Source organism: Rodentibacter mrazii (genome assembly GCF_001998825.1).
Lineage (GTDB): Bacteria > Pseudomonadota > Gammaproteobacteria > Enterobacterales > Pasteurellaceae > Rodentibacter > Rodentibacter mrazii.
On the sequence record NZ_MLHG01000051.1, the window covers coordinates 48,827 to 69,709 of the forward strand.

At 40.9% G+C, this 20,883-nt stretch carries 16 protein-coding genes and 1 tRNA gene; 11 read left to right on the forward strand and 6 right to left on the reverse strand.

Features of this window, described 5'->3' with window-relative positions:
- Nucleotides 1-50: 50 nt before the first annotated feature.
- The 3 genes from napA to napF form a co-directional block, all read right to left on the reverse strand.
- Nucleotides 51-2,534, reverse strand: a complete 2,484-nt coding sequence (gene napA / locus BKK47_RS08255; RefSeq protein ID WP_077494379.1) for a nitrate reductase catalytic subunit NapA — start codon at nt 2,532-2,534, stop codon at nt 51-53.
- A gap of 97 nt (nt 2,535-2,631) precedes the next feature.
- Nucleotides 2,632-2,913 (reverse strand): chaperone NapD, encoded by a 282-nt coding sequence (locus BKK47_RS08260; protein ID WP_077494380.1) that lies wholly within the window; start codon nt 2,911-2,913, stop codon nt 2,632-2,634.
- Nucleotides 2,906-3,436 carry a ferredoxin-type protein NapF gene (gene napF, locus BKK47_RS08265; protein WP_077494381.1) on the reverse strand — a complete coding sequence of 177 codons (531 nt, stop codon included), beginning with the start codon at nt 3,434-3,436 and terminating at the stop codon, nt 2,906-2,908. Before napF ends, BKK47_RS08260 begins: the two co-directional genes overlap by 8 nt.
- A 333-nt stretch (nt 3,437-3,769) precedes the next feature.
- On the opposite strand from napF, the gene BKK47_RS08270 reads away from it, so the two are divergent.
- The 3 genes from BKK47_RS08270 to BKK47_RS08280 all read left to right on the forward strand — a co-directional run bounded on the left by BKK47_RS08270 (nt 3,770) and on the right by BKK47_RS08280 (nt 7,651).
- Complete coding sequence (locus tag BKK47_RS08270; protein WP_077494382.1) at nt 3,770-4,786, forward strand: Fe(3+) ABC transporter substrate-binding protein; 1,017 nt, start codon at nt 3,770-3,772, stop codon at nt 4,784-4,786.
- A gap of 186 nt (nt 4,787-4,972) precedes the next feature.
- Nucleotides 4,973-6,622 (forward strand): ABC transporter permease, encoded by a 1,650-nt coding sequence (locus BKK47_RS08275; RefSeq protein ID WP_077494383.1) that lies wholly within the window; start codon nt 4,973-4,975, stop codon nt 6,620-6,622.
- Nucleotides 6,623-7,651 (forward strand): ABC transporter ATP-binding protein, encoded by a 1,029-nt coding sequence (locus tag BKK47_RS08280; RefSeq protein WP_077494384.1) that lies wholly within the window; start codon nt 6,623-6,625, stop codon nt 7,649-7,651.
- A 303-nt stretch (nt 7,652-7,954) separates the two neighbouring features.
- Here the strand turns inward: BKK47_RS08280 and BKK47_RS08285 are convergent, their stop codons facing one another.
- Nucleotides 7,955-8,299, reverse strand: a complete 345-nt coding sequence (locus BKK47_RS08285) for a YggL family protein (RefSeq protein WP_077494385.1) — start codon at nt 8,297-8,299, stop codon at nt 7,955-7,957.
- A gap of 81 nt (nt 8,300-8,380) precedes the next feature.
- Complete coding sequence (gene trmB, locus BKK47_RS08290; RefSeq protein WP_077494401.1) at nt 8,381-9,121, reverse strand: tRNA (guanosine(46)-N7)-methyltransferase TrmB; 741 nt, start codon at nt 9,119-9,121, stop codon at nt 8,381-8,383.
- 102 nt (nt 9,122-9,223) lie between these two features.
- On the opposite strand from trmB, the gene priA reads away from it, so the two are divergent.
- From priA to acrB, 5 genes are all read left to right on the forward strand, one after another.
- Nucleotides 9,224-11,416: a primosomal protein N' gene (priA, locus tag BKK47_RS08295; protein ID WP_077494386.1), complete on the forward strand. Its 2,193-nt coding sequence runs from the start codon at nt 9,224-9,226 to the stop codon at nt 11,414-11,416.
- 77 nt (nt 11,417-11,493) lie between these two features.
- The gene (gene ftsN, locus BKK47_RS08300) at nt 11,494-12,276 is read left to right on the forward strand and encodes a cell division protein FtsN (RefSeq protein WP_077494387.1); all 783 of its coding nucleotides are present in this window, start codon (nt 11,494-11,496) and stop codon (nt 12,274-12,276) included.
- A 200-nt stretch (nt 12,277-12,476) separates the two neighbouring features.
- The gene (acrR, locus tag BKK47_RS08305) at nt 12,477-13,043 is read left to right on the forward strand and encodes an efflux transporter AcrAB transcriptional repressor AcrR (protein WP_077494388.1); all 567 of its coding nucleotides are present in this window, start codon (nt 12,477-12,479) and stop codon (nt 13,041-13,043) included.
- Nucleotides 13,044-13,078: 35 nt separating this feature from the next.
- The gene (gene acrA / locus BKK47_RS08310) at nt 13,079-14,275 is read left to right on the forward strand and encodes a multidrug efflux RND transporter periplasmic adaptor subunit AcrA (RefSeq protein WP_077494389.1); all 1,197 of its coding nucleotides are present in this window, start codon (nt 13,079-13,081) and stop codon (nt 14,273-14,275) included.
- A 17-nt stretch (nt 14,276-14,292) separates the two neighbouring features.
- Nucleotides 14,293-17,379, forward strand: coding sequence for a multidrug efflux RND transporter permease subunit AcrB (gene acrB / locus BKK47_RS08315; protein WP_077494390.1), 3,087 nt, complete (start codon nt 14,293-14,295; stop codon nt 17,377-17,379).
- A gap of 151 nt (nt 17,380-17,530) precedes the next feature.
- Here the strand turns inward: acrB and BKK47_RS08320 are convergent, their stop codons facing one another.
- Complete coding sequence (locus BKK47_RS08320; protein WP_077494391.1) at nt 17,531-18,304, reverse strand: M48 family metallopeptidase; 774 nt, start codon at nt 18,302-18,304, stop codon at nt 17,531-17,533.
- A gap of 139 nt (nt 18,305-18,443) precedes the next feature.
- Between BKK47_RS08320 and mtr the strand changes: the two genes are divergently transcribed.
- The 3 genes from mtr (at nt 18,444) to BKK47_RS08335 (ending at nt 20,854) form a co-directional block, all read left to right on the forward strand.
- Nucleotides 18,444-19,700, forward strand: a complete 1,257-nt coding sequence (gene mtr / locus BKK47_RS08325; RefSeq protein ID WP_077494392.1) for a tryptophan permease — start codon at nt 18,444-18,446, stop codon at nt 19,698-19,700.
- A 71-nt stretch (nt 19,701-19,771) separates the two neighbouring features.
- On the forward strand, nt 19,772-20,542 hold the full coding sequence (locus BKK47_RS08330; protein ID WP_077494393.1) for a class I SAM-dependent methyltransferase: 771 nt from the start codon (nt 19,772-19,774) through the stop codon (nt 20,540-20,542).
- Between the two features lie 236 nt (nt 20,543-20,778).
- Nucleotides 20,779-20,854 (forward strand) — tRNA-Phe (locus BKK47_RS08335).
- Nucleotides 20,855-20,883 lie beyond the last annotated feature (29 nt).

A 20,883-nucleotide genomic window follows, 5' to 3' on the forward strand; every position in this document is an offset into this window, starting at 1 on the left:
ATTTCATTTCCTATTCTAGTGACAAGTGCGGTTGTTTTTTTATGTCGTTTTTATGCAGCCTTTTCCACTTTTACCGCACATTTTTTGAAGTCGGTTTCTTTTGAAATCGGGTCTGTTGCATCGAGTGTCAATGCATTGGCAAGCTGACCTGCATCAAAGAACGTGGTATAAACTAAACCGCGAGGCGGTTTGTTACGTCCGCGTGTGTCTAAATAAGAAATCATCTCGCCACGGCGTGATGAGATTTTGATTTTATCCCCATGACGTAACCCTCGGGCCTCCGCATCTAACGGGTTCATCCACACTAAGTTATTTGGGAATGAACGGTGTAATTCAGGGACACGACGGGTCATGGTACCGGTGTGCCAGTGTTCAAGCACACGACCGGTTGATAACCATAAATCGTATTCTTGATCCGGTGATTCTGCCGGCGGCTCATAAGGCACGGCAAGGATAATCGCTTTTTTATCCGGATAGCCGTAAAACGCTACGCCTTCCCCTTCTTTGACATAAGGATCGTAACCTTCACGATAACGCCATAAGGTTTCTTTTCCATCTACTACCGGCCAACGTAATCCACGGGCTTTATGGTACATCTCAAACGGTGCTAAATCATGACCGTGACCTCGACCAAATTCGGCGTATTCTTCAAATAATCCTTTGTGTACGTAGTAACCAAAATGCGCTGATTCGTCGTTTAATTGCCCCTCGGCAAGTTCACTTAATGGGAATTTATCCACTTGTCCGTTTTTGAATAGCACGTCATATAATGTTTTTCCGCGATATTCCGGCATTTGTGCAAGTAATTCTTCTGTCCACATTTCATCTGTTGTGAAGTATTTGGCAAATTCCATTAATTGCCACAAGTCGGATTTTGCTTCTCCCGGTGCTTTTACTTGTTGGCGCCAGAATTGAGTGCGGCGTTCTGCATTACCGTATGCCCCCTCTTTTTCCACCCACATTGCCGTAGGAAGGATTAAATCGGCAGATAAAGCGGAAACCGTTGGATAAGGATCGGAAACTACGACGAAGTTACCTTCTTTACGCCAACCCGGTAAACGATCCCCATTGATATTTGGCCCTGCCTGCATATTGTTGTTACACATTTGCCACAAAACATTCATTTTGCCATCGTGCATAGCACGATCTTGGGCGATAGTGTCCAGACCGACTTTTTCGGAAATTGTCCCTTTTGGTAGTTTCCAAATACGTTCTGCCGTTTCACGGTGTTTTGGATTGGTTACCACTAAATCTGCCGGTAAACGGTGTGGGAAAGAGCCCACTTCACGAGCCGTACCGCAAGCAGAAGGTTGACCGGTTAAAGAGAAAGGACCACAGCCCGGGATTGAAATTTTACCGGTCAGCAAATGAATGTTATAGATCAGATGGTTCGCCCATACACCACGGGTATGTTGGTTAAAGCCCATTGTCCAAAAAGACACGACTTTTTTATTTGGATCGGCATAAAGTTTTGCCAAATTCTCAAGTTGGGCTTTATCCACACCAGACATTTCTGCTACTTTTTCAAGGGTATATTCCGATACCAATTGTTTTAATTCTTCAAATGAAGAATCGTGCATTTTACCTGCGGTTTTACGGTTAGTGTCTTTCTCTAACGGATTTTCAGGACGTAAACCGTAACCGATATTGGTTTCACCACGTTTAAATTTAGTGTGTTTATTAACAAAATCCCAATTAATTGCATTATTTTGAATGAGATAGTTAATGATGTAGTTCATAATGGCTAAATCGGTTTGCGGTGTAAACACCAAACCGTGATCGGCAAGCTCAAAACTACGATGTTCAAAAGTGGAAAGTACGGCAACTTTCACATCAGGATTCGAAATGCGGCGATCCGTAATACGAGACCACAAGATTGGGTGCATCTCTGCCATATTGGAACCCCAAAGTACAAACGCATCGGCACGTTCGATATCATCATAGCAACCCATTGGTTCATCCATGCCGAAGGTACGCATAAATGCAACAGCCGCAGATGCCATACAGTGACGGGCATTCGGATCGACGTTATTAGAACGGAAGCCGGCTTTCCAAAGTTTGTTTTTTGCATAGCCTTCCCAAATGGTCGATTGACCGGAACTGAACATTCCCACAGCATTTTGACCATTTTTCTTAAAGGCTTCTTTGAATTTTTCAGCCATGGTTTTAAAGGCAATATCCCAAGAAACAGGGGTAAAATCCCCATTCTTGTCGTATTTTCCGTTGGTCATCCGCAACATAGGTTGCGTAACGCGATCTTTACCGTACATAATTTTCGGTAAGAAGTAACCTTTAATGCAATTTAAACCACGGTTTACTTCTGCATCCGGATCACCTTGTGACGCCACAACACGTCCATCTTTCGTACCCACTAATACGGCACAGCCGGTACCACAAAAACGGCATACGGCTTTATCCCATTTAATTTCGGATTCTGCCGCAACCACATTTTTGACCGGGATGGTTAATCCCGCCGCCGTTGCCGCTGCCATAGCCGCATTGGCTTTCATAAAATCTCGACGACTTAGACCCATTGCGTTTACCCCCACGTTACACGTTGATTTTAAAAATTCGGTTTATATTTTAAGGGTGAATTTATGCCACCCAAGATTAATCAATATACAAAATAGATTATTTTTTCTGCTCGTCTTGTTCGTGATAGATCAGTGATACGTTAATTACACCATCAATGTTGTTCACGCTTTCCATATTATCGAGCAGAATATGCTGATCATGAGACTGCATCACTACGACCAATTTACCCATTTTTTCATCAAATGTCGGTATTTCGGTATGCTCAATTTCCAAAAGTGCGGTCTGAATTTGCGCTATTTTTTTAGGATTTCCCTGTACGATTAGTCCGACCACATGCCAATTCTGAGTATCTTCAGCGGTTAAGTTTTTCTTATTCATTGTAATTTAAATGATTGATTTTTATTGCATTAACAGGACACTTTTGTAAACAAGCACCGCAACCATTACAAGTATCTATATTTACAAAAGGTTGGGCTACACCGCCCATTTGGAGACGAAAATAAATAGAACTTACAGGACAACTGTCTTGACATGAACGACATTCAATATTTCGTTGTGTTAAACAATTTGTACCAATTTCAATTTTATGTGCCCAAGGCTGTTCATTTGATGGGCGAAAAATCGGTTGTTGACAAATTTCAACGCATTTTCTACAAAAAGTACATTCACCGTTGTCAAACTGAACCTCCGGAAAACCCCCATAACCTTTCACCAAAATTTTTGTTTCGCAAACTGACAAGCAATCACCACAGCGCGTACATTGATCAATAAATTCATTATTGGCGATGGACCATGGAGGAAGAATTTCTTCAACTCCTTGTTTTTGTTCGTTTTCATTGTGTAATGATGCTAAAAATTTACCTCGTAAAAACTGCCTGCGGGGTAAGTTTTTAACGCTCATTTAGTTTACCTTCGTGAATAATCTATACCTTATCTGGGTAGAGGATTATCTAATTGTGATTACAATAGATAAACTACCAAAAAGAGGTAGATTGATAAAGAGTTGAACTTTTGTTGTGTTAGATCAAGAAAAGAAGGTTAGTCGTTGATTTTTTAGCAATATTTTTATAAAGATGGATAACATCCTTTGGGGACATAGTTGAAAGTGATGAGTTTTAGTAAATTATAAAAATACTCTCAAAGTTTCTAAATAATAATAATTCTTATTGACGATGATTGGATAACCTTTTAGAATCTTGTTGAATAATAAACCTACCCATATGGAGAAAGTCCAATGAAAAAATCCCTCACGACACTTGCATTATCTCTTTCTGCAGTGCTTTCAACTTCCGCATTTGCAGCAAATGAAGTGAATGTTTACTCTTATCGTCAACCCTACCTCATCGAACCTATGCTTAAGGACTTTGAAAAAGAGACCGGCATTAAAGTGAATGTCATTTTTGCCGATAAAGGTTTAGTTGAACGAGTGAAACAAGAAGGCGAATTAAGTCCTGCGGATGTGTTATTGACAGTGGATATTTCACGTGTGATGCAAATCGTCAATGAAGGTTTAGCACAGTCGTTTACTTCTAAGATTTTAGATGAAAATATTCCCGCACAATATCGTGATTCTGATGGTAAATGGTATGGTTTAACAACTCGTGCACGTGTCATTTATTCATCTAAAGATCGAGTAGGGAAATTACCTGCTGATTTTGATTATTTAGATTTAGCCAAACCGGAACTCAAAGGTAAAGTATGCGTGCGTTCAGGGAAAAATTCCTATAATGTTTCGCTCTTTGCTTCAATGATCGAACACTATGGTGAAGCAAAAACCAAAGCCTTTTTAGAGGGGTTAAAAGCAAATCTTGCACAAAAACCGCAAGGTGGTGACCGCGATCAAGTAAAAGCAATCAAAGAGGGGATTTGCGATTATTCACTGGGCAACAGTTATTACTACGGTAAAATGTTAGATGATGAAAAACAAAAAGCTTGGGCAGAATCTGCGGTGATTAATTTCCCTGCGGGCAAACATGGTACGCATGTTAATATCAGTGGTGTTGCACTAGCAAAATATTCACCGAATAAAGAAAATGCAGTAAAACTCGTGGAATATTTAAGTGGTGAGAAAGCCCAGAAACTTTATGCGCAGCTCAACCATGAGTATCCGGTAAAACCGGGTGTTGAACCTTCTGAATTAGTGAAAGGTTGGGGAACATTCACACCGGATACCTTAAAATTGGAAACTATCGCAAAAAATTATGAGAAAGCCTTGAAATTAGTTGATGAAGTGAAATTTGATGAATTTTAATTATTAGACTTTCTTTATTAAAATAAAACGAGCTTTTTACAAAGGATAAGGTATTATCTGAAAATTTGTTAAAGCTCGTTTTAGTGTCTAAAATACTTTATTCTTAATAACATACCTTTAGTACTAATTATGTTAGCTAGGCTTACTAAATCATACGCTCCGTATGGGAAAATAATTTAAATAAAAATGACCCGTAACCTACCTTGGAAATTGTTTGCGATTTTAACCGCACTTTTCATTCTGTTCCCCTTATTGGCGATTACTTACCATGCTCTGAGTGGTGAGATGGATAATCTTATTCATCTCTGGAACACGATGCTTGGTCGCTATGTGATTAACTCCTTATTGTTAGTGATTGGTACTGTCGCACTGGCATTATTTTTTGCATTACCCTCTGCATGGTTGGTGGCAAATTTTCAGTTTTGGGGACAACGTTCATTACAGTGGTTGCTTTGCTTGCCTCTTGCTATGCCGGCTTATTTAATCGCTTATCTTTATACGGATTTACTTGATTATTCGGGGGCATTTCAGTCATTATTGCGCAGTATTTTCGGCTGGCAAACGCCACGGGACTACTGGTTTCCTCAAATTAGAACGCTTTATGGTGCTTGTTTTGTTCTCGCCTTGGTACTCTATCCTTATATTTTTCTCCTTGTGCGGGTTGCATTTTTAGAACAGTCAGAAAATTTGCAACATAGTGCCAAAATGCTTGGTGCACCCCCTCTCCAAATTTTTCGTCGTGTAACTTTTCCTCTTATTCGTCCTGCTATTGCGGTAGGTATGGCATTAGTTGCAATGGAAACCTTGGGAGATTTTGGCACTGTTGCCTATTTTGCACTTCCCACATTGACCACCGCAATCTACGATTCGTGGCTGAGTTTCCATGATCTTGGCACAGCAAGCCGTATCTCGATTTTTATGCTGATGATGATTTTTCTGTTTATCAGCCTTGAACAATATAGTCGTCGCAAGCAGAAAAGCTATCAACGTGGTTATGAAAAGAAAACGCATTTTAGAATGCTGACAGGATGGCGTTGCGCCTTAGCGTTGTTATGGTGCTGGAGTTTGTTGGCAATGGCATTTTTTATTCCGTTTGGAAGATTGATTTTCTGGTCGATAGATTATTTTGAACAGTCATGGAATTTAGATTTTGTTAAATTTGCCTTAAACAGCTTAAAAGTATCCTCAATTGCTGCCGTTACTACGGTATGTGTAGCACTTTTGTTGCACTTTGCTCATCGGTTATCTCGGAATACGCCATTTTTCGGCAAAATGACCCGACTTTCACTTGCCTTGTCGGGTTTTGGTTATGCTATTCCGGGCACTGTGTTGGCGATTGGTCTGCTTTCTCCCCTTACCTTTGCTGATCACCAACTGCATAGCCTACTCAAATCCTTAGAATTAAAACCTGTCGGGCTAATTTTTTCCGGTTCGATATTTGCGTTAGTGTTGGCTTATACTATTCGTTTTTTGGCTATGGCAATAGGAAGTCTTGGTGCTTGTTTAGAAAGGGTTTCCCCTACATTAGATATGGCAAGCCAAACCATGGGGAAAAGTGGGACAAAAATGTTTAAGCATATTCATATTCCATTGATTTCAAAGGGAATTACTACCGCGGCTTTAATGGTCTTTATTGAAAGTATGAAAGAGCTCAATGCCTCACTGTTACTTCGTCCTTTCAATTTTGATACGCTTGCAACTTACGTTTTTACTTTTACTTCGGACGAACAGCTAGAGCGAGCGGCGATGCCGGCAATTGTCTTGGTATTAGTCGGGCTAATCCCGGTGATTTGGCTCACTCGTTCACTGATTTCTCAATCACAAAAAGAGCGTTAAATGAAATTACTTGAAGTACAGCAACTGAGCTGTAAGTTTGAACAGAATCAGATTTTAAAATCTCTTGATCTTGACGTTGAAGAAAATGAGATTGTTTGTTTACTCGGTGCAAGCGGTTGCGGTAAGACAACCTTACTCAAAGCGATTGCAGGTTTAATTCCGAGTTCGCAAGGCTTAGTAAAATTGGCTGGGAAGGTGATTAACTCAATGCCTGTGGAACTGCGTAAAATCGGTTTAATTTTTCAAGATTATGCACTTTTTCCACATTTAACCGTTGCGGAAAATATTCAATTTGGGGTGGCTAAATTGACAAAAGATGAACAACAAATTGTTACGCAACAAATGCTGAACGTGGTTAAATTGGAGGGTTTTGAACAACGTTTTCCACACGAACTATCCGGTGGGCAACAGCAACGGGTAGCTATCGCCAGAGCCTTAGCTTGCAAGCCTGAATTGCTTTTGTTAGACGAACCTTTTTCCAACATTGATAGCCAAACTCGCTATGCGATGATTCAAGAAATTAAACAAATCTTGAGAAATCAAAAAGTACCGGCAATTTTTGTGACACATAGTAAGGAAGAGGCTTTTGCTTTTGCGGATAAAATTGCCGTCATGGATCAAGGCAAAATTGTACAAATCGGTACGCCAACCCAGCTTTATCACAATCCAATCAACCACTTTGTCGCAGATTTTCTGGGGAGTACAAATTATCTTGATTGTGAAATTCAAGCGGATCGAAGCCTTAAAAGCCCGATTGGTACTTACCGTCTTTTCCCTGAAATGGACTATGCCACAGGCCGTTATCAATGGTTACTTCGCCCTGAGCAAATTTTGTTTAAACGGGATAAAGCCGGGCAGGGAATCGTGGTTGATAAACTTTTTCTAGGGCAGTACTATCGTTATCAGCTTGCAATTAATGGCATCAATCTTATTGCTTATGAAAGTACAGATTTACCCCTAAGATCTACCGTAAGTGTCACTTTTCAATGCCGAGAATTTGTCTTTTTTCCATCCAATAGTGATCAGTAAAAGGTTTTCCTTTGTGATAAAAGCGGATAAAACAAAGTAATTTTCTTGAAAAGTGCGGTCGGTTTTTTCAGTATTATGTAGCAAGGGCACAAAAGCAGGGTGTTTTAACGAAATGTAGGGACATACTACGTGTGTCCGTTATAAAATCAATTTATCTCAATATATTATAAGCAGACACACGTAGTGTGTCCCTACAAATGAACCCCAAATTAGGTTTGTTCAACGGCTACATAATATAGTTAATTTTGAAAAAAAACAGCATGAAAGATAACCGTTTCATGCTGTTTTTTTAATGAGAAGGATTTAAGCTTTTGAGGTCGGATAATCCCACCAAATATCAAATAATTCACTGATTTCGATTTGTTGTAAGCCATTGCTTTCAAGCCATTTTTTGATGGTTTCACGGTGGCTTTCATCACATTTGCCGATTTTTTCTAAGCATACTAAACCTTCCCAGTGTAAATAACCGCTGCCTTCATAAGCGAGGCCGTTTGGTTGGATCACTTCGCTGATAAAACGATCAACAACTTCATCTACGGTATCAATTGAAGTGCCTTCGGCAAATTGGAAATTGACCAAAAAGCCTAATTCTTGGAACTCGGCAAGATGAAGTTTTTTACGCTGGCGTTGATTGTAAGATTTAGACATTTTGAGGTTCTCCTATTTGGATTGTTGTGAGGAATTAATGGGGGCAGCAGAATTTTACTGATGCCTTTATAAAATCAAAAATTATTTCTTCGTAAAGAATAAATCCCAGACACCATGACCGAGTCGTTGTCCACGAGCTTCGAATTTTGTTAATGGACGAAAACTCGGGCGGGGAATATAGTCACCCTGTGCTGAGGTGTTAGCTAAATGGGGATTGGCACTAAGTACCTCCAGCATTTGCTCGGCATAGTTTTCCCAATCCGTTGCCATGTGAATAAAGCCATTTTCATCCAGTTTTTTAACTACTTGATCGACAAAGTGCGGTTGAACAATACGGCGTTTGTGATGCTTTGCTTTATGCCAAGGATCGGGGAAAAATAGCTGTAACCCGCCCAATGTATTATCCGCAATACTATCGCGTAAAATTTCAGTGGCATCGTGGCAGATCACACGAAGATTTTTCACGCCTTTTTCTACGGCATAGGCAATACAGGCACCGACACCCGGGGTATGCACTTCAATACCGAGATAATTTTTATCGGGATTGGCATACGCCATATCCACAAGGGATTTTCCCATACCGAAACCGATTTCCAAAATCACCGGATTGGTATTACCATAAATGCTGACAAAATCAAAAGGGGTGGTTTGATAATCTAAGCCTAGTTTTCCCCAATGCTCGTTCATCATATTTTTTTGAAATTCACTTAAACGCCCCGTGCGCAGCACAAAACTGCGTACTTTGCGTTTATAACGACCATCTTCGGTAAATTCAGCCGTTTCTACGGTTTTACGTTTTTGATCGGCAAAGGTAGGTTTCATAACTTTTAGATTGCAAAATGAATGTGTAAAATTGCCGGCGATTATACACGAAATCATTTCGTTTTCCCGTATAATACGCCAAATTTTTTCCTGAAGGTGATTATGAAAATTGTCCGTGTCGCACTTCCTGTGCCGCTTCCCCGTTTGTTTGATTATCTGGTTTCTGATGATATGCCATTGGTTGTGGGTGCGCGCGTACTTGTTCCTTTCGGCACGCAGAAAAAAGTCGCGATTGTGGTGGAATTGCCGGAAACCACGGAGATACCAAAGGATAAATTAAAGGAAATTATTGCGATTTTAGATTCGACATCCTTATTTTTTTCTGCCACTTGGGAATGGTTGTTGTGGGCGGCGAATTATTATCAAGCCACATTGGGAGACGTGTTATTTCAAGCATTGCCGGTGAAATTACGTCATGGTGAAAGTACGGTGAAAAATGACCGCACTTTTTGGCGTATCACCGATGAGGGAAAAAACGCACTGTGGCGTGGTGAATTAACGCGAGCCAAAAAACAAGCGGAAGCCTTGCGATGCTTGTCGGAAACAGATTTGGAAAAAGGGGAGGGGGATTTCAGCTCCTCTGTTTGGTCGGCATTAAAAAGCAAACATTTTGTACAAGAAATCTCGGTTCAAGAGGAGGAAAAAAGCTGGCAAGCTGTTTTGGGAAATATCCCCTTGGTGAATATTGATAATCGTCTGATGTTAAACAAACAGCAAGCCTTAGTGTTTAGCCAGCTAATGTTTCAGCGTGAATTTAATGTGTGGTTGCTGGATGGCGTAACGGGCTCTGGCAAAACAGAAATTTATTTGCAATATATTGAAGAGATTTTGAAATCCGGTAAACAAGTGCTTGTGTTGGTACCGGAAATAGGGCTAACGCCACAAACTGTTCAGCGTTTTAAAGCGCGTTTTAATGTGGAAATTGACGTTCTCCACTCTCATTTAAATGACACCCAACGGCTCAATGTGTGGATTCGTGCAAAAACAGGACAAAGTGCGGTGGTGATTGGGACGCGATCCGCATTATTTACACAATTTGCAAATTTGGGGGCGATTATTTTGGATGAGGAACATGATGCCTCTTTCAAACAACAAGACGGTTGGCGTTATCATACTCGGGATTTGGCGATTGTGTTGGCGAAAAAACTTAATATTCCGATCTTGATGGGCTCGGCAACGCCAAGTTTAGAAAGTCTCAATAATGTAAAAAACGGTAAATATAAACATCTGACTTTATCAAAAAGAGCCGGCAATGCGACCGCACTTCGCCAGATTGTCGTTGATTTAAAAAATCAGCCTGTGCAACAGGGGTTATCGCAGCCGTTGTTGGCACGGATGAAAAATCATCTTGAAAAAGGCAATCAAGTTTTATTATTTCTCAACCGTCGTGGATTTGCTCCCGTTTTGCTTTGCCACGAATGTGGTTGGATTGCCCAATGTCCCCATTGTGAAAAACCTTATACCTATCACCAACATCAACGTGTGTTGCGTTGTCATCATTGCGGCTCACAGAAAACCATTCCTCGTCAATGCGATGATTGCGGTTCAACCCATCTAGTCACAACAGGGCTTGGAACAGAGCAATTGGAAGAAACCTTGAAAGCCCAATTCCCCTCTTATTCTGTGGCGCGTATCGATCGAGACAGTACAGCCCGAAAAGGATCCTTAGAAGGCTATTTAGAAGATATTCAACAAGGGAAAAGCCAAATTTTAATCGGCACGCAGATGTTAGCAAAAGGACATCACTTTCCTAATGTCACGTTGGTTGCCTTGGTAAATGTGGATAGTGCGTTGTTTTCGTTGGATTTCCGTGCAGAAGAACGATTGGCGCAGCTTTATGTGCAAGTGGCGGGGCGTTCCGGTCGGGCGGAAAAACAAGGGGAAGTGTTGCTACAAACCCATTATCCGGATCATCCGTTACTCACCACATTATTAGCGAAAGGCTATCAGGCATTTGCGGAAGAAACCTTGCGTTTACGTCATACAATGGGATTGCCGCCTTTTAGCTTTCAAGCCTTGTTTAAAGCGCAAGCTCGCTATTCTGAGTCGGCTGAAGAATATTTAATTCGGATCGCAGATTTTTTTCATTCAAAGCAAATTGAAGGGTTACAAATTTTAGGACCCATACCCGCACCGTTTAGCAAAAAAGCGGGGCAATATCGTTGGCAATTGCTTTTACAACACCCCTCTCGTAAAGAATTACAAAAAGCATTAAGTGATTACCAGCAGGCAAATTTGGAAAAAAATAGCCAAGTGCGGTTGATTTTAGATGTAGATCCTCAGGATTTAAGCTAGAAAATCACAATATTTTTCAGTAAACTTGGAAAGTTTTATAAAATTTTTAGAAATCATTTAAAGTTTAGGGTTTTATTGTGGCACATCGAGATTTTGCCGCTCGTCGCGGTTCAAACAAGAAAAAAAAGACAACAAATAAAAATGTATTAATTGGTATTGCTTTAACGGTATTGATTGGCTTTGGTGTCGGGCTTTATTTTTTAAAGAACAAAACCCCTGAGCCGGTTTCATCCGTGGTAAGCCAGCCTGAAAAAACACAGCCGAAAAGCGTATTACCCAATCGACCGGAGGAAGTGTGGAGTTACATTAAGGCGTTGGAGACCCGTACTGTGCCGGTGGACGATAAACCTTCCAGTGTAGAAAAAAATATGCGTTTAACGGAAGAGCAGCGTCAGGTTTTAGCTCAAATGGAAAAAGAACAGAAAGCGGCGGAAGAAGCACGCAAATTGGCAGAAAAACGTAAAGCGGAAGAGGCTGAAAAAGCACAACAAGTCGTGGAAACGGTGAAAGTTGAGCCACCCAAACAAGAGGTGAAGAAGCCGGAAACTGCGAAGAAAGTAGAATCGGTGAAAGTTGAGACAGCAAAAAAAGCTGAAACGAAAACAGAAGAAACCAAACCAACAAATACAGCCGCTACAACTGGTGGTAAACGTTTCGGTTTACAATGTGGTGCCTTTAAAAACCGGGCTCAAGCAGAAAATTTACAAGGTCGTTTAGTGATGGCCGGTATTAATGCGCAGGTGATGGTGAATGGCGAATGGAATCGTGTTCGTGTAGGGCCATTCGCAAACCGTGATGCGGCGGTACAAGCGCAAGATAAAGCAAAATCTGTGACAGGTTGTGTGATTATCGGTATGTAGGGCGGTGATAATGTTGTTGGCAATACAAGTCAAAAACCAAACCTCAACAAATTAATGATGAAAGAAAAAGTGCGGTGAAAAATGACCGCGCTTTTTTATTTTTTAACTTGCCAAAAAATGAAAAATCTCTAAAATGAACGCTCGTTCATTCAGTGGCTTACATGAGCCCTCTTTTTTATTTTCAAACCTAAGACTTTTTTATGCGGCACTCTTCTAAAACAGATCTTGCCGAGCAAATTTTTATGGCAGTAGATTGCTTGATGGCAAAAGAAGGTTTAAATCAACTTTCGATGCATAAATTGGCGAAAGAAGCCAAGGTAGCAGCAGGAACGATTTATCTTTATTTTAAAAATAAAGATGAATTGTTAGAACAATTCGCTCGGCGTGTGTTTGCCATGTTTATGGCGGCACTGGAGAAGGATTTTGATGAATCAGAATCCTTTTTTCAACAATATCGACGAATGTGGTGGAACATTTGGCTGTTTTTGCAAAGCAACCCCACGATTTTATCGAACTTGAATCAGTATCAGTCTTTACCGAATTTTGCTGAACTTTGTCGGGAAATTGATAATAGTCGTTGGGATCACTTTTGCCTCCAAGGAAAGGCGGCAAATGAATTAGCAGATTTACCGGATGAGGTTCTTTTTCAGTTAAGCTTAAAAACAGCAATGACGGTGGCATCGGATATTAAGTTTTTCAGTCTGGAACTCACCAGTGAAATTTTAGAATCTGTAGTTGAACGCTCTTGGCGGGCAATTCAGAAATAATCGTTGTTTTTATTTTTTATCGGAGCTTTTATAAAATGAGTCAAACTCAAACCAACCGACCAAAACGCTCGCATGTTTTCTATATGAAAATTATTTTAGTAGTGTTTGTCTTAATTTTTGCCGGTGTTATCGGTTTTAATGTGTTACGAGGCATTATGATCGGTAAGGCAATTGCTAATATGCCGGAGTCTTCAAGCCCTGTTACAGCATTGGAAGTAAAGGCAAGAGAGTGGACTCCGGTGATTAATACCACGGGGCTTGTGCGACCAAATCAAGGGGCGATGTTAAGTGCACAAAATGCAGGAACCGTTTCCAATGTATTTGTTCAAAACGGACAAATTGTAAAGAAAGGTGATCTTTTAGTTGAACTTGATAGTTCTGTTGAACGGGCAAGTCTTAAAGCCTCTCAAGCACAACTTCCCGCATTGCGTCAAACCTATCAGCGCTATGCAAATTTATTAGCAAGCAATGCGGTTTCCCGTCAAGAGGTGGATAATGCGAAATCCGCTTATGATGCGCAAGTGGCGAATATTGAATCCTTAAAAGCAATGATTGAACGTCGTCAGATTGTTGCTCCTTTTGATGGTAAAGCCGGTATTGTAAAGGTTAATGTCGGTCAATATGTGAATGTGGGGACGGAAATTGTTCGTGTAGAAGATATCAGTTCAATGAAAATTGATTTTTCGATTTCACAAAACGAATTAGATAAATTGCACCTCAATCAGCGTGTTACCGCGACAACGGATGCTCGTCAAGGAGAAACCTTTTCAGCACGTATTACGGCAATTGAACCGGCAATTAATTCATCAACCGGTTTAGTGGATATTCAGGCGACTTTCGATCCTGAAGACGGGCGTAAGTTGCTTTCCGGTATGTTTTCACGTTTACGTATTGCATTACCGACAGAGACGAATCAAATCGTTGTGCCACAAGTGGCGGTGAGCTATAACATGTACGGTGAAATTTCTTATTTATTAGAGCCTTTATCCGAAGAAGATAAAGCGAAATTTGCCGATAATCCAAAATTAGATTCACTTTATCGTGCAAAACAAATCACGGTATTTACTAAAGATCGCCAAGGGATTTATTCTCAATTACAAGGTGATGAAGTGAAAGTGGGTGATAGAATTATTACCGGCGGTCAACAAGGTATTGGTAATGGCAGCCTTGTTGAATGGATTAAGAAAGATATCGTTGGTGGAACCGAACCTGCGAAAAAAACCAATTTGTAATAGTCTAGGAAATACGAATGAAATTTACTGATATATTTATTCGTCGCCCTGTTTTAGCGGTTTCGATCAGCTTGCTTATTATTATCTTAGGTTTGCAGGCGATTTCAAAATTGGCAGTGCGTGAATATCCTAAAATGACAACAACGGTGATTACCGTTACCACCGCTTATCCGGGGGCGGATGCGAACTTGATTCAAGCATTCGTTACCTCTAAATTGGAAGAGTCTATTGCTCAAGCGGACAATATTGACTATATGTCTTCCTCAAGTGCGCCTAACGCTTCAAGCATTACCGTAAAAATGAAACTGAATACGGATCCTGCCGGAGCCTTGGCGGATGTGTTGGCAAAAGTGAATGCAGTGCGTTCGGAATTGCCGAGCGGTATTGAAGATCCTACGGTGGCGTCCTCATCAGGGGGAACGGGGATTATGTATATTAGTTTCCGTTCTAACAAGTTGGATTCCAGTCAAGTAACGGATTATATCAACCGTGTGGTCAAACCCCAGTTCTTCACGATTGAAGGGGTTGCGGAAGTACAGATCTTTGGTGCGGCAGAGTATGCGATGCGTATTTGGTTAGATCCGCAAAAAATGGCGGCTCAAAATCTTTCTGCTTCACAAGTGATGTCTGCACTTTCTGCTAATAACATTCAAACTGCAGCAGGGAGTGATAACGGTTATTACGTGAGCTATCGTAATAAGGTTGAAACCACCACGAAATCTGTGGAGCAGTTAGGTAATCTGATTGTTTCTTCTAATGGCGATGATTTAGTGCGTTTGCGTGATATTGCTACCGTTGAACTGAATAAAGAAAGTGATAATTCACGGGCGACTGCAAATGGTGGGGAGTCTGTGGTATTAGGGATTAATCCGACTTCTTCAGCTAACCCATTAACGGTGGCTGAAAAAATCCGTCCGCTTTATGCGAGCATTCAAAAACAGCTTCCGGATAGTATGGAAACGGATATTCTTTACGATCGCACAATCGCCATTAATAGCTCTATTAATGAGGTAATAAAAACGATTGTAGAGGCTACAGTGATCGTATTAGTGGTGATCCTGATGTTTATCGGCTCACTGCGTGCTATTATCATTCCTGTACTCACTATTCCGATTTCATTGATCGGGGTGCTAATGATGTTACAAAGTTTAGATTTTTCTATTAACTTGATGACATTATTGGCATTGATCCTTGCCATCGGTTTGGTGGTGGACGATGCGATTGTGGTATTGGAGAACGTTGACCGCCATATTAAAGAAGGGGAAACCCCATTCCGAGCAGCGATTATCGGTACCCGCGAAATTGCACTACCGGTTATTTCTATGACCATTTCTTTGATTGCAGTTTATTCGCCAATGGCACTCATGGGCGGAATCACAGGAACACTCTTTAAAGAGTTTGCCCTCACCCTTGCCGGTTCGGTATTTATTTCCGGTATTGTGGCATTAACGCTTTCACCAATGATGACCAGTAAATTGCTGAAATCCAATGCCGAACCAACTTGGATGGAACGTAAAGTTGAGCATACACTTTCCAAAATGAATAATGTGTATAACTATATGTTGGATATTGTGATGCAAAATCGCAAATCCATGGTGGTGTTTGCCGTGGCTGTTTTTTCTACATTACCGTTCCTCTTTAATTCGCTTTCAAGCGAATTAACGCCAAATGAGGATAAAGGGGCGTTTATTGCTATCGGTTCTGCCCCTTCTAATGTGAACGTGGATTATATCCAAGATGCTATGACACCTTATATGAAAACCGTCATGGATACACCGGAAGTGTGGTTTGGTATGAGTATTGCCGGTGCGCCAAGTACTAACCAATCACTCAACATTGTGACATTAAAGGACTGGAAAGAGCGTTCACGTAAACAACCGGAAATCATGAACGAATTGAATGCAAAGGCAAAAGCGATTCCGGAAGTGTCGGTATCTGCCTTTAACTTCCCTGAAATTGATACGGGGGAGCAAGGACCACCGGTTGCCATCGTGTTAAAAACGGCACAAGATTATAATGCGTTGGCGAATACTGCTGAGAAGTTTTTAGACGCAATGCGGGCATCGGGCAAGTTTGTTTATACCAATCTTGATTTAAAATACGATACCGCACAAATGACGATTTCGGTGGATAAAGAAAAAGCAGGAACCTATGGCATTACGATGCAGCAAATTAGTAATACCTTAGGAAGCTTCCTTTCTGGCGCCACCATTACCCGTGTGGATATTGACGGGCGGGCTTATAAAGTGATTTCACAAGTAAAACGTGATGATCGCCTCTCGCCGGAAAGTTTCAAAAATTACTATCTCACCGCAAGTAATGGGGAATCTGTACCATTAAGTAGCTTGATCAGTATGAAGTTGGAAACCCAACCTACTTCATTACCACGTTTTAGCCAGTTAAATGCAGCCACGATTCAAGCTGTACCTATGCCGGGAACGTCCACAGGGGATGCGGTGGCATGGTTACAACAACACGCCGATACCACTTTACCGCAGGGCTATACTTACGATTTCCGTTCGGAATCCCGTCAGTTAGTGCAAGAGGGTAATGCGTTGGCGGTGACCTTTGCGTTAGCGGTGGTTATCATCTTCTTAGTGCTAGCCATTCAGTTTGAATCAGTACGAGATCCAATGGTGATTATGATTTCTGTCCCTCTGGCAGTGAGTGGTGCATTATTAACGCTGAATTTCTTGTCATTCTTCGGTATTTCAGGCACAACCTTAAATATTTACTCACAAGTGGGATTAATCACCTTGGTGGGCTTGATTACAAAACACGGTATTTTGATGTGTGAAGTAGCAAAAGAAGAGCAATTATTGCACGGCAAAAACCGCATTGATGCGATTACTGCTGCGGCTAAAGTGCGTTTGCGTCCAATTTTGATGACAACCGCTGCGATGGTGGCAGGTTTGATTCCATTGCTTTATGCAACAGGGGCAGGTGCGGTATCACGTTTTAGTATCGGTATCGTTATCGTCGCCGGTTTATCTATCGGTACAATCTTCACATTGTTTGTACTTCCGGTGGTTTATAGTTATGTGGCAACCGAACATAAACCATTGCCGATATTTGAAGAAAATGAAAGCAAAGCGGCGCATTAATAAAATACCTTAAAATTCAACCGCACTTTTGGAAACGAAAGTGCGGTTTTGTTTTGTGTTGGGGCGATGGCAAAAACAAAATTTCCACATTCCCTGATATGAGCCAATAAAAAACCGCACTTAAAAGTGCGGTCAATTTCATAAACGTTTTTTATTTTTTTGATGTTTCGTAAAGTTTCATCGCTTCAGGAAGTAAACGGCGTAAGTTTTCTTGGCGATCTTCATCTGTCGGGTGAGTGGATGCCAAGGCATCTAATGCCCCTTTTGAACCACCGGAAGCTTTTTTCATTTTATCCCATAAACCGGGTGCGAATTGCGGATTAAAGCCTGATTTTGCCATAAGCAATAAGCCGACTTCATCAGCTTCGGTTTCCGCACTACGGGAGTAAGGTTTATCTAAGGCAAAATCTTTGGTTAAGCTAACTGCAATTCCGCTTAAATCAGACCCTACTACAGTGGAAAGTGCGATATGACCTAATTGTGCGGCAATGCCTGTTGCCATCCCAAAATTCGCTTTTGCTTTACCATGTTCTTTCAGGGCGTGAGCCATTTCGTGTCCCATTACGGTGGCAATTTCATCATCATTGAGTTTTAATGAATCCACTAATCCTGTATAAAATGCCATTTTTCCGCCCGGCATAGCCCACGCATTTAATTCTTTAGATTTGATGACGGTAATTTGCCAGTTAAAGAGCTGACCGGTTTGGTTTTCTTTGTTGGCATAAGGCACCATTTTGTTGAAAATCCGATGGATCCGTTTTGCCGTTCGAGAAGTGGTATCTACGGCACCTTGAGTGCGAATTCTGCCCATTTCTTGTGCATAGCTTGACGCTGCTTGTTGATTGATAGAGACTGAATCAGCACAAGCAGTTAACATAAAAGCCGCTACGGAGGTAAAGGCAAAAGATTTGATGTATTTTTTCATTTGAGATTCCTATTGTGAGTACAGTGGTAGAGATAGTGGAATTATAAGGAAAGTCAGTTCGTATTGTCTAGTAAAAAACAATTGAGTTTTAAAATTGTACTATTATAATAGTGCAAAATTAACCTTTTAGGAATCAATTATGAAACAACAAAAATCCCCTTCGTTATTGGGCGGTGCGATGATTATTGCAGGCACCGCGATTGGTGCAGGTATGTTAGCAAACCCGACATCAACCGCAGGTGTGTGGTTTATCGGATCTATTCTTGCGCTGGTTTATACATGGTTTTGTATGACTACATCCGGCTTAATGATTTTAGAAGCCAATTTGCATTATCCTACTGGCTCAAGTTTCGACACGATTGTCAAAGATTTGCTTGGCAAAGGTTGGAATGCGGTTAACGGTTTATCCGTCGCATTCGTGCTTTATATTTTAACTTACGCCTATATCACTTCAGGTGGCGGAATTACGCAAAATTTATTAAATCAGCTATTGAGTTCCTCTGAAAGTGCGGTTGATATTGGGCGTACTTTCGGTTCACTTATTTTTTGTATCGTTTTAGCGGCATTTGTATGGCTTTCAACCAAAGCGGTCGATCGTTTTACAACGGTATTAATTGGCGGGATGGTGATTGCCTTTTTTCTTTCAACGGTAGGCTTGTTAGGATCAGTCAAAACAGAGGTTTTGTTAAATACGGCTGCACAAGGTGAGCAGCAATATTTCCTCTATTTATTGACCGCACTTCCTGTGTGTTTGGTTTCCTTCGGTTTTCACGGTAATGTTCCCAGTTTGGTGAAATATTACCATCGTGACGGTGATCGCGTGATGAAAGCCATTTTTACCGGCACCGGTTTAGCTCTCATTATCTATATCTTGTGGCAGCTTGCGATTCAAGGCAATTTACCCCGTGCGGAATTTGCTCCGGTTATTGAAAAAGGTGGGGATGTATCAGCGTTACTCAAGGCATTACGCAAATATATTGAAACAGATTATATTGCAGTGATATTGAATTTCTTTGCTTATATGGCGATTGCCAGTTCTTTCCTTGGTGTTACGTTAGGTTTATTCGACTATATTGCCGATTTATTTAAATTTGACGACAGCGTGACGGGCAGAACAAAAACTACCTTAGTGACTTTTCTACCGCCCCTATTATTAAGTCTTCAGTTTCCTTATGGTTTTGTGGTCGCCATCGGTTATGCCGGTTTAGCTGCAACCATTTGGGCAGCTATCGTGCCGGCATTACTTGCGAAGGCAAGCCGTCAAAAATTCCCGAATGCCGGTTATAAAGTTTATGGCGGCAATTTTATGATTGGCTTTATTATCCTTTTCGGGGTGTTAAATATTATGGCACAAGTGGGAGCTAATTTAGGCTGGTTTGCGAGTTTTACAGGATAATCGTATCCTATCGTATTCTAAGGGCGTATGAGCCCTTTTAGATTTTACCCTCACGATGACAGGAATCATCAATGAAGAATAAAACCAGTGTTTACGATAGGGAAAACTTCTTTGAACTTTATCAAAAGCTCCGTGCAAACCCGATTAGTCTAAATGAAATTGTGGAAAAGCCGACAATGCTTTCTCTTTTGCCTGATCTTCAAGGCAAAAAATTACTTGATCTTGGCTGCGGTACAAGCGGGCATTTACAGCTTTACTTGACACAAGGGGCAAGTACTGTGGTGGGTATGGACTTATCTGCCAATATGTTAAAACAAGCGCAAACAGATTTGGAAAAGTGCGGTCAATTTCACGGACGTTTTTCTTTACACCAATTAGCAATGGAAAATCTCGCAGATTTACCTGATGAAAATTTTGATGTCATCACCAGCTCTTTCGCTTTTCATTATGTGCAGGATTTTCCGGCGTTATTGACTGCAATGCGTGAGAAATTAAAACCAAACGGCACATTAGTATTTTCTCAAGAGCATCCCATTACCACTTGTCACAAAGTGGGGGATCGTTGGGAAAAAGATGAAAGCAAACGGCAGGTAGCATACCGTTTAAATCATTATCGTGATGAAGGGGAGCGCGAGAGAAATTGGTTTAAACAACCTTTTAAAACCTACCACCGCACCACGGCGACCATTATCAATTATTTAATTGCCGCAGGTTTTCAAATTGAACAGATAGCTGAACCAATGCTTGCGGAGCAACCTCAATGGCAAGAAGAATTTAAAGATTTGCAGCATCGACCGGTATTATTATTTGTTAGGGCAAAGCTGATTAAGAAGAGCGAATAATTGGTAGGCTGCCCGATGGATAATATAGCTATTACCTGTATTTGGCAGGATTATTTTATTAAAAGTGCGGTTATTTTTAAATGTGTTTTATAAAATCCGTTGTTTTTATAAACATTTTGATTATTAACCATTCAAACACACTTATTTTTTCACTTTTTTTAAATTTAGTTGTTGACCGGCAAGCGAAAAAATAGTTTAATACGCTCCGTTGTCAGGCAGTAGCCTATAGTGATAACGCCTCGATAGCTCAGTCGGTAGAGCAGGGGATTGAAAATCCCCGTGTCGGTGGTTCGATTCCGCCTCGAGGCACCATTCGTAAATTCTACTCCTCCTTAGTTCAG

Bases quoted from the DNA above. Each gene is read 5' to 3' on its own strand.
- napA (WP_077494379.1), bottom strand. From the start codon at position 2,534: ATGGGTCTAAGTCGTCGAGATTTTATGAAAGCCAATGCGGCTATGGCA.
- BKK47_RS08260 (WP_077494380.1), bottom strand. From the start codon at position 2,913: ATGAATAAGAAAAACTTAACCGCTGAAGATACTCAGAATTGGCATGTG.
- napF (WP_077494381.1), bottom strand. From the start codon at position 3,436: ATGAGCGTTAAAAACTTACCCCGCAGGCAGTTTTTACGAGGTAAATTT.
- BKK47_RS08270 (WP_077494382.1), top strand. From the start codon at position 3,770: ATGAAAAAATCCCTCACGACACTTGCATTATCTCTTTCTGCAGTGCTT.
- BKK47_RS08275 (WP_077494383.1), top strand. From the start codon at position 4,973: ATGACCCGTAACCTACCTTGGAAATTGTTTGCGATTTTAACCGCACTT.
- BKK47_RS08280 (WP_077494384.1), top strand. From the start codon at position 6,623: ATGAAATTACTTGAAGTACAGCAACTGAGCTGTAAGTTTGAACAGAAT.
- BKK47_RS08285 (WP_077494385.1), bottom strand. From the start codon at position 8,299: ATGTCTAAATCTTACAATCAACGCCAGCGTAAAAAACTTCATCTTGCC.
- trmB (WP_077494401.1), bottom strand. From the start codon at position 9,121: ATGAAACCTACCTTTGCCGATCAAAAACGTAAAACCGTAGAAACGGCT.
- priA (WP_077494386.1), top strand. From the start codon at position 9,224: ATGAAAATTGTCCGTGTCGCACTTCCTGTGCCGCTTCCCCGTTTGTTT.
- acrR (WP_077494388.1), top strand. From the start codon at position 12,477: ATGCGGCACTCTTCTAAAACAGATCTTGCCGAGCAAATTTTTATGGCA.
- acrA (WP_077494389.1), top strand. From the start codon at position 13,079: ATGAGTCAAACTCAAACCAACCGACCAAAACGCTCGCATGTTTTCTAT.
- acrB (WP_077494390.1), top strand. From the start codon at position 14,293: ATGAAATTTACTGATATATTTATTCGTCGCCCTGTTTTAGCGGTTTCG.
- BKK47_RS08320 (WP_077494391.1), bottom strand. From the start codon at position 18,304: ATGAAAAAATACATCAAATCTTTTGCCTTTACCTCCGTAGCGGCTTTT.
- mtr (WP_077494392.1), top strand. From the start codon at position 18,444: ATGAAACAACAAAAATCCCCTTCGTTATTGGGCGGTGCGATGATTATT.
- BKK47_RS08330 (WP_077494393.1), top strand. From the start codon at position 19,772: ATGAAGAATAAAACCAGTGTTTACGATAGGGAAAACTTCTTTGAACTT.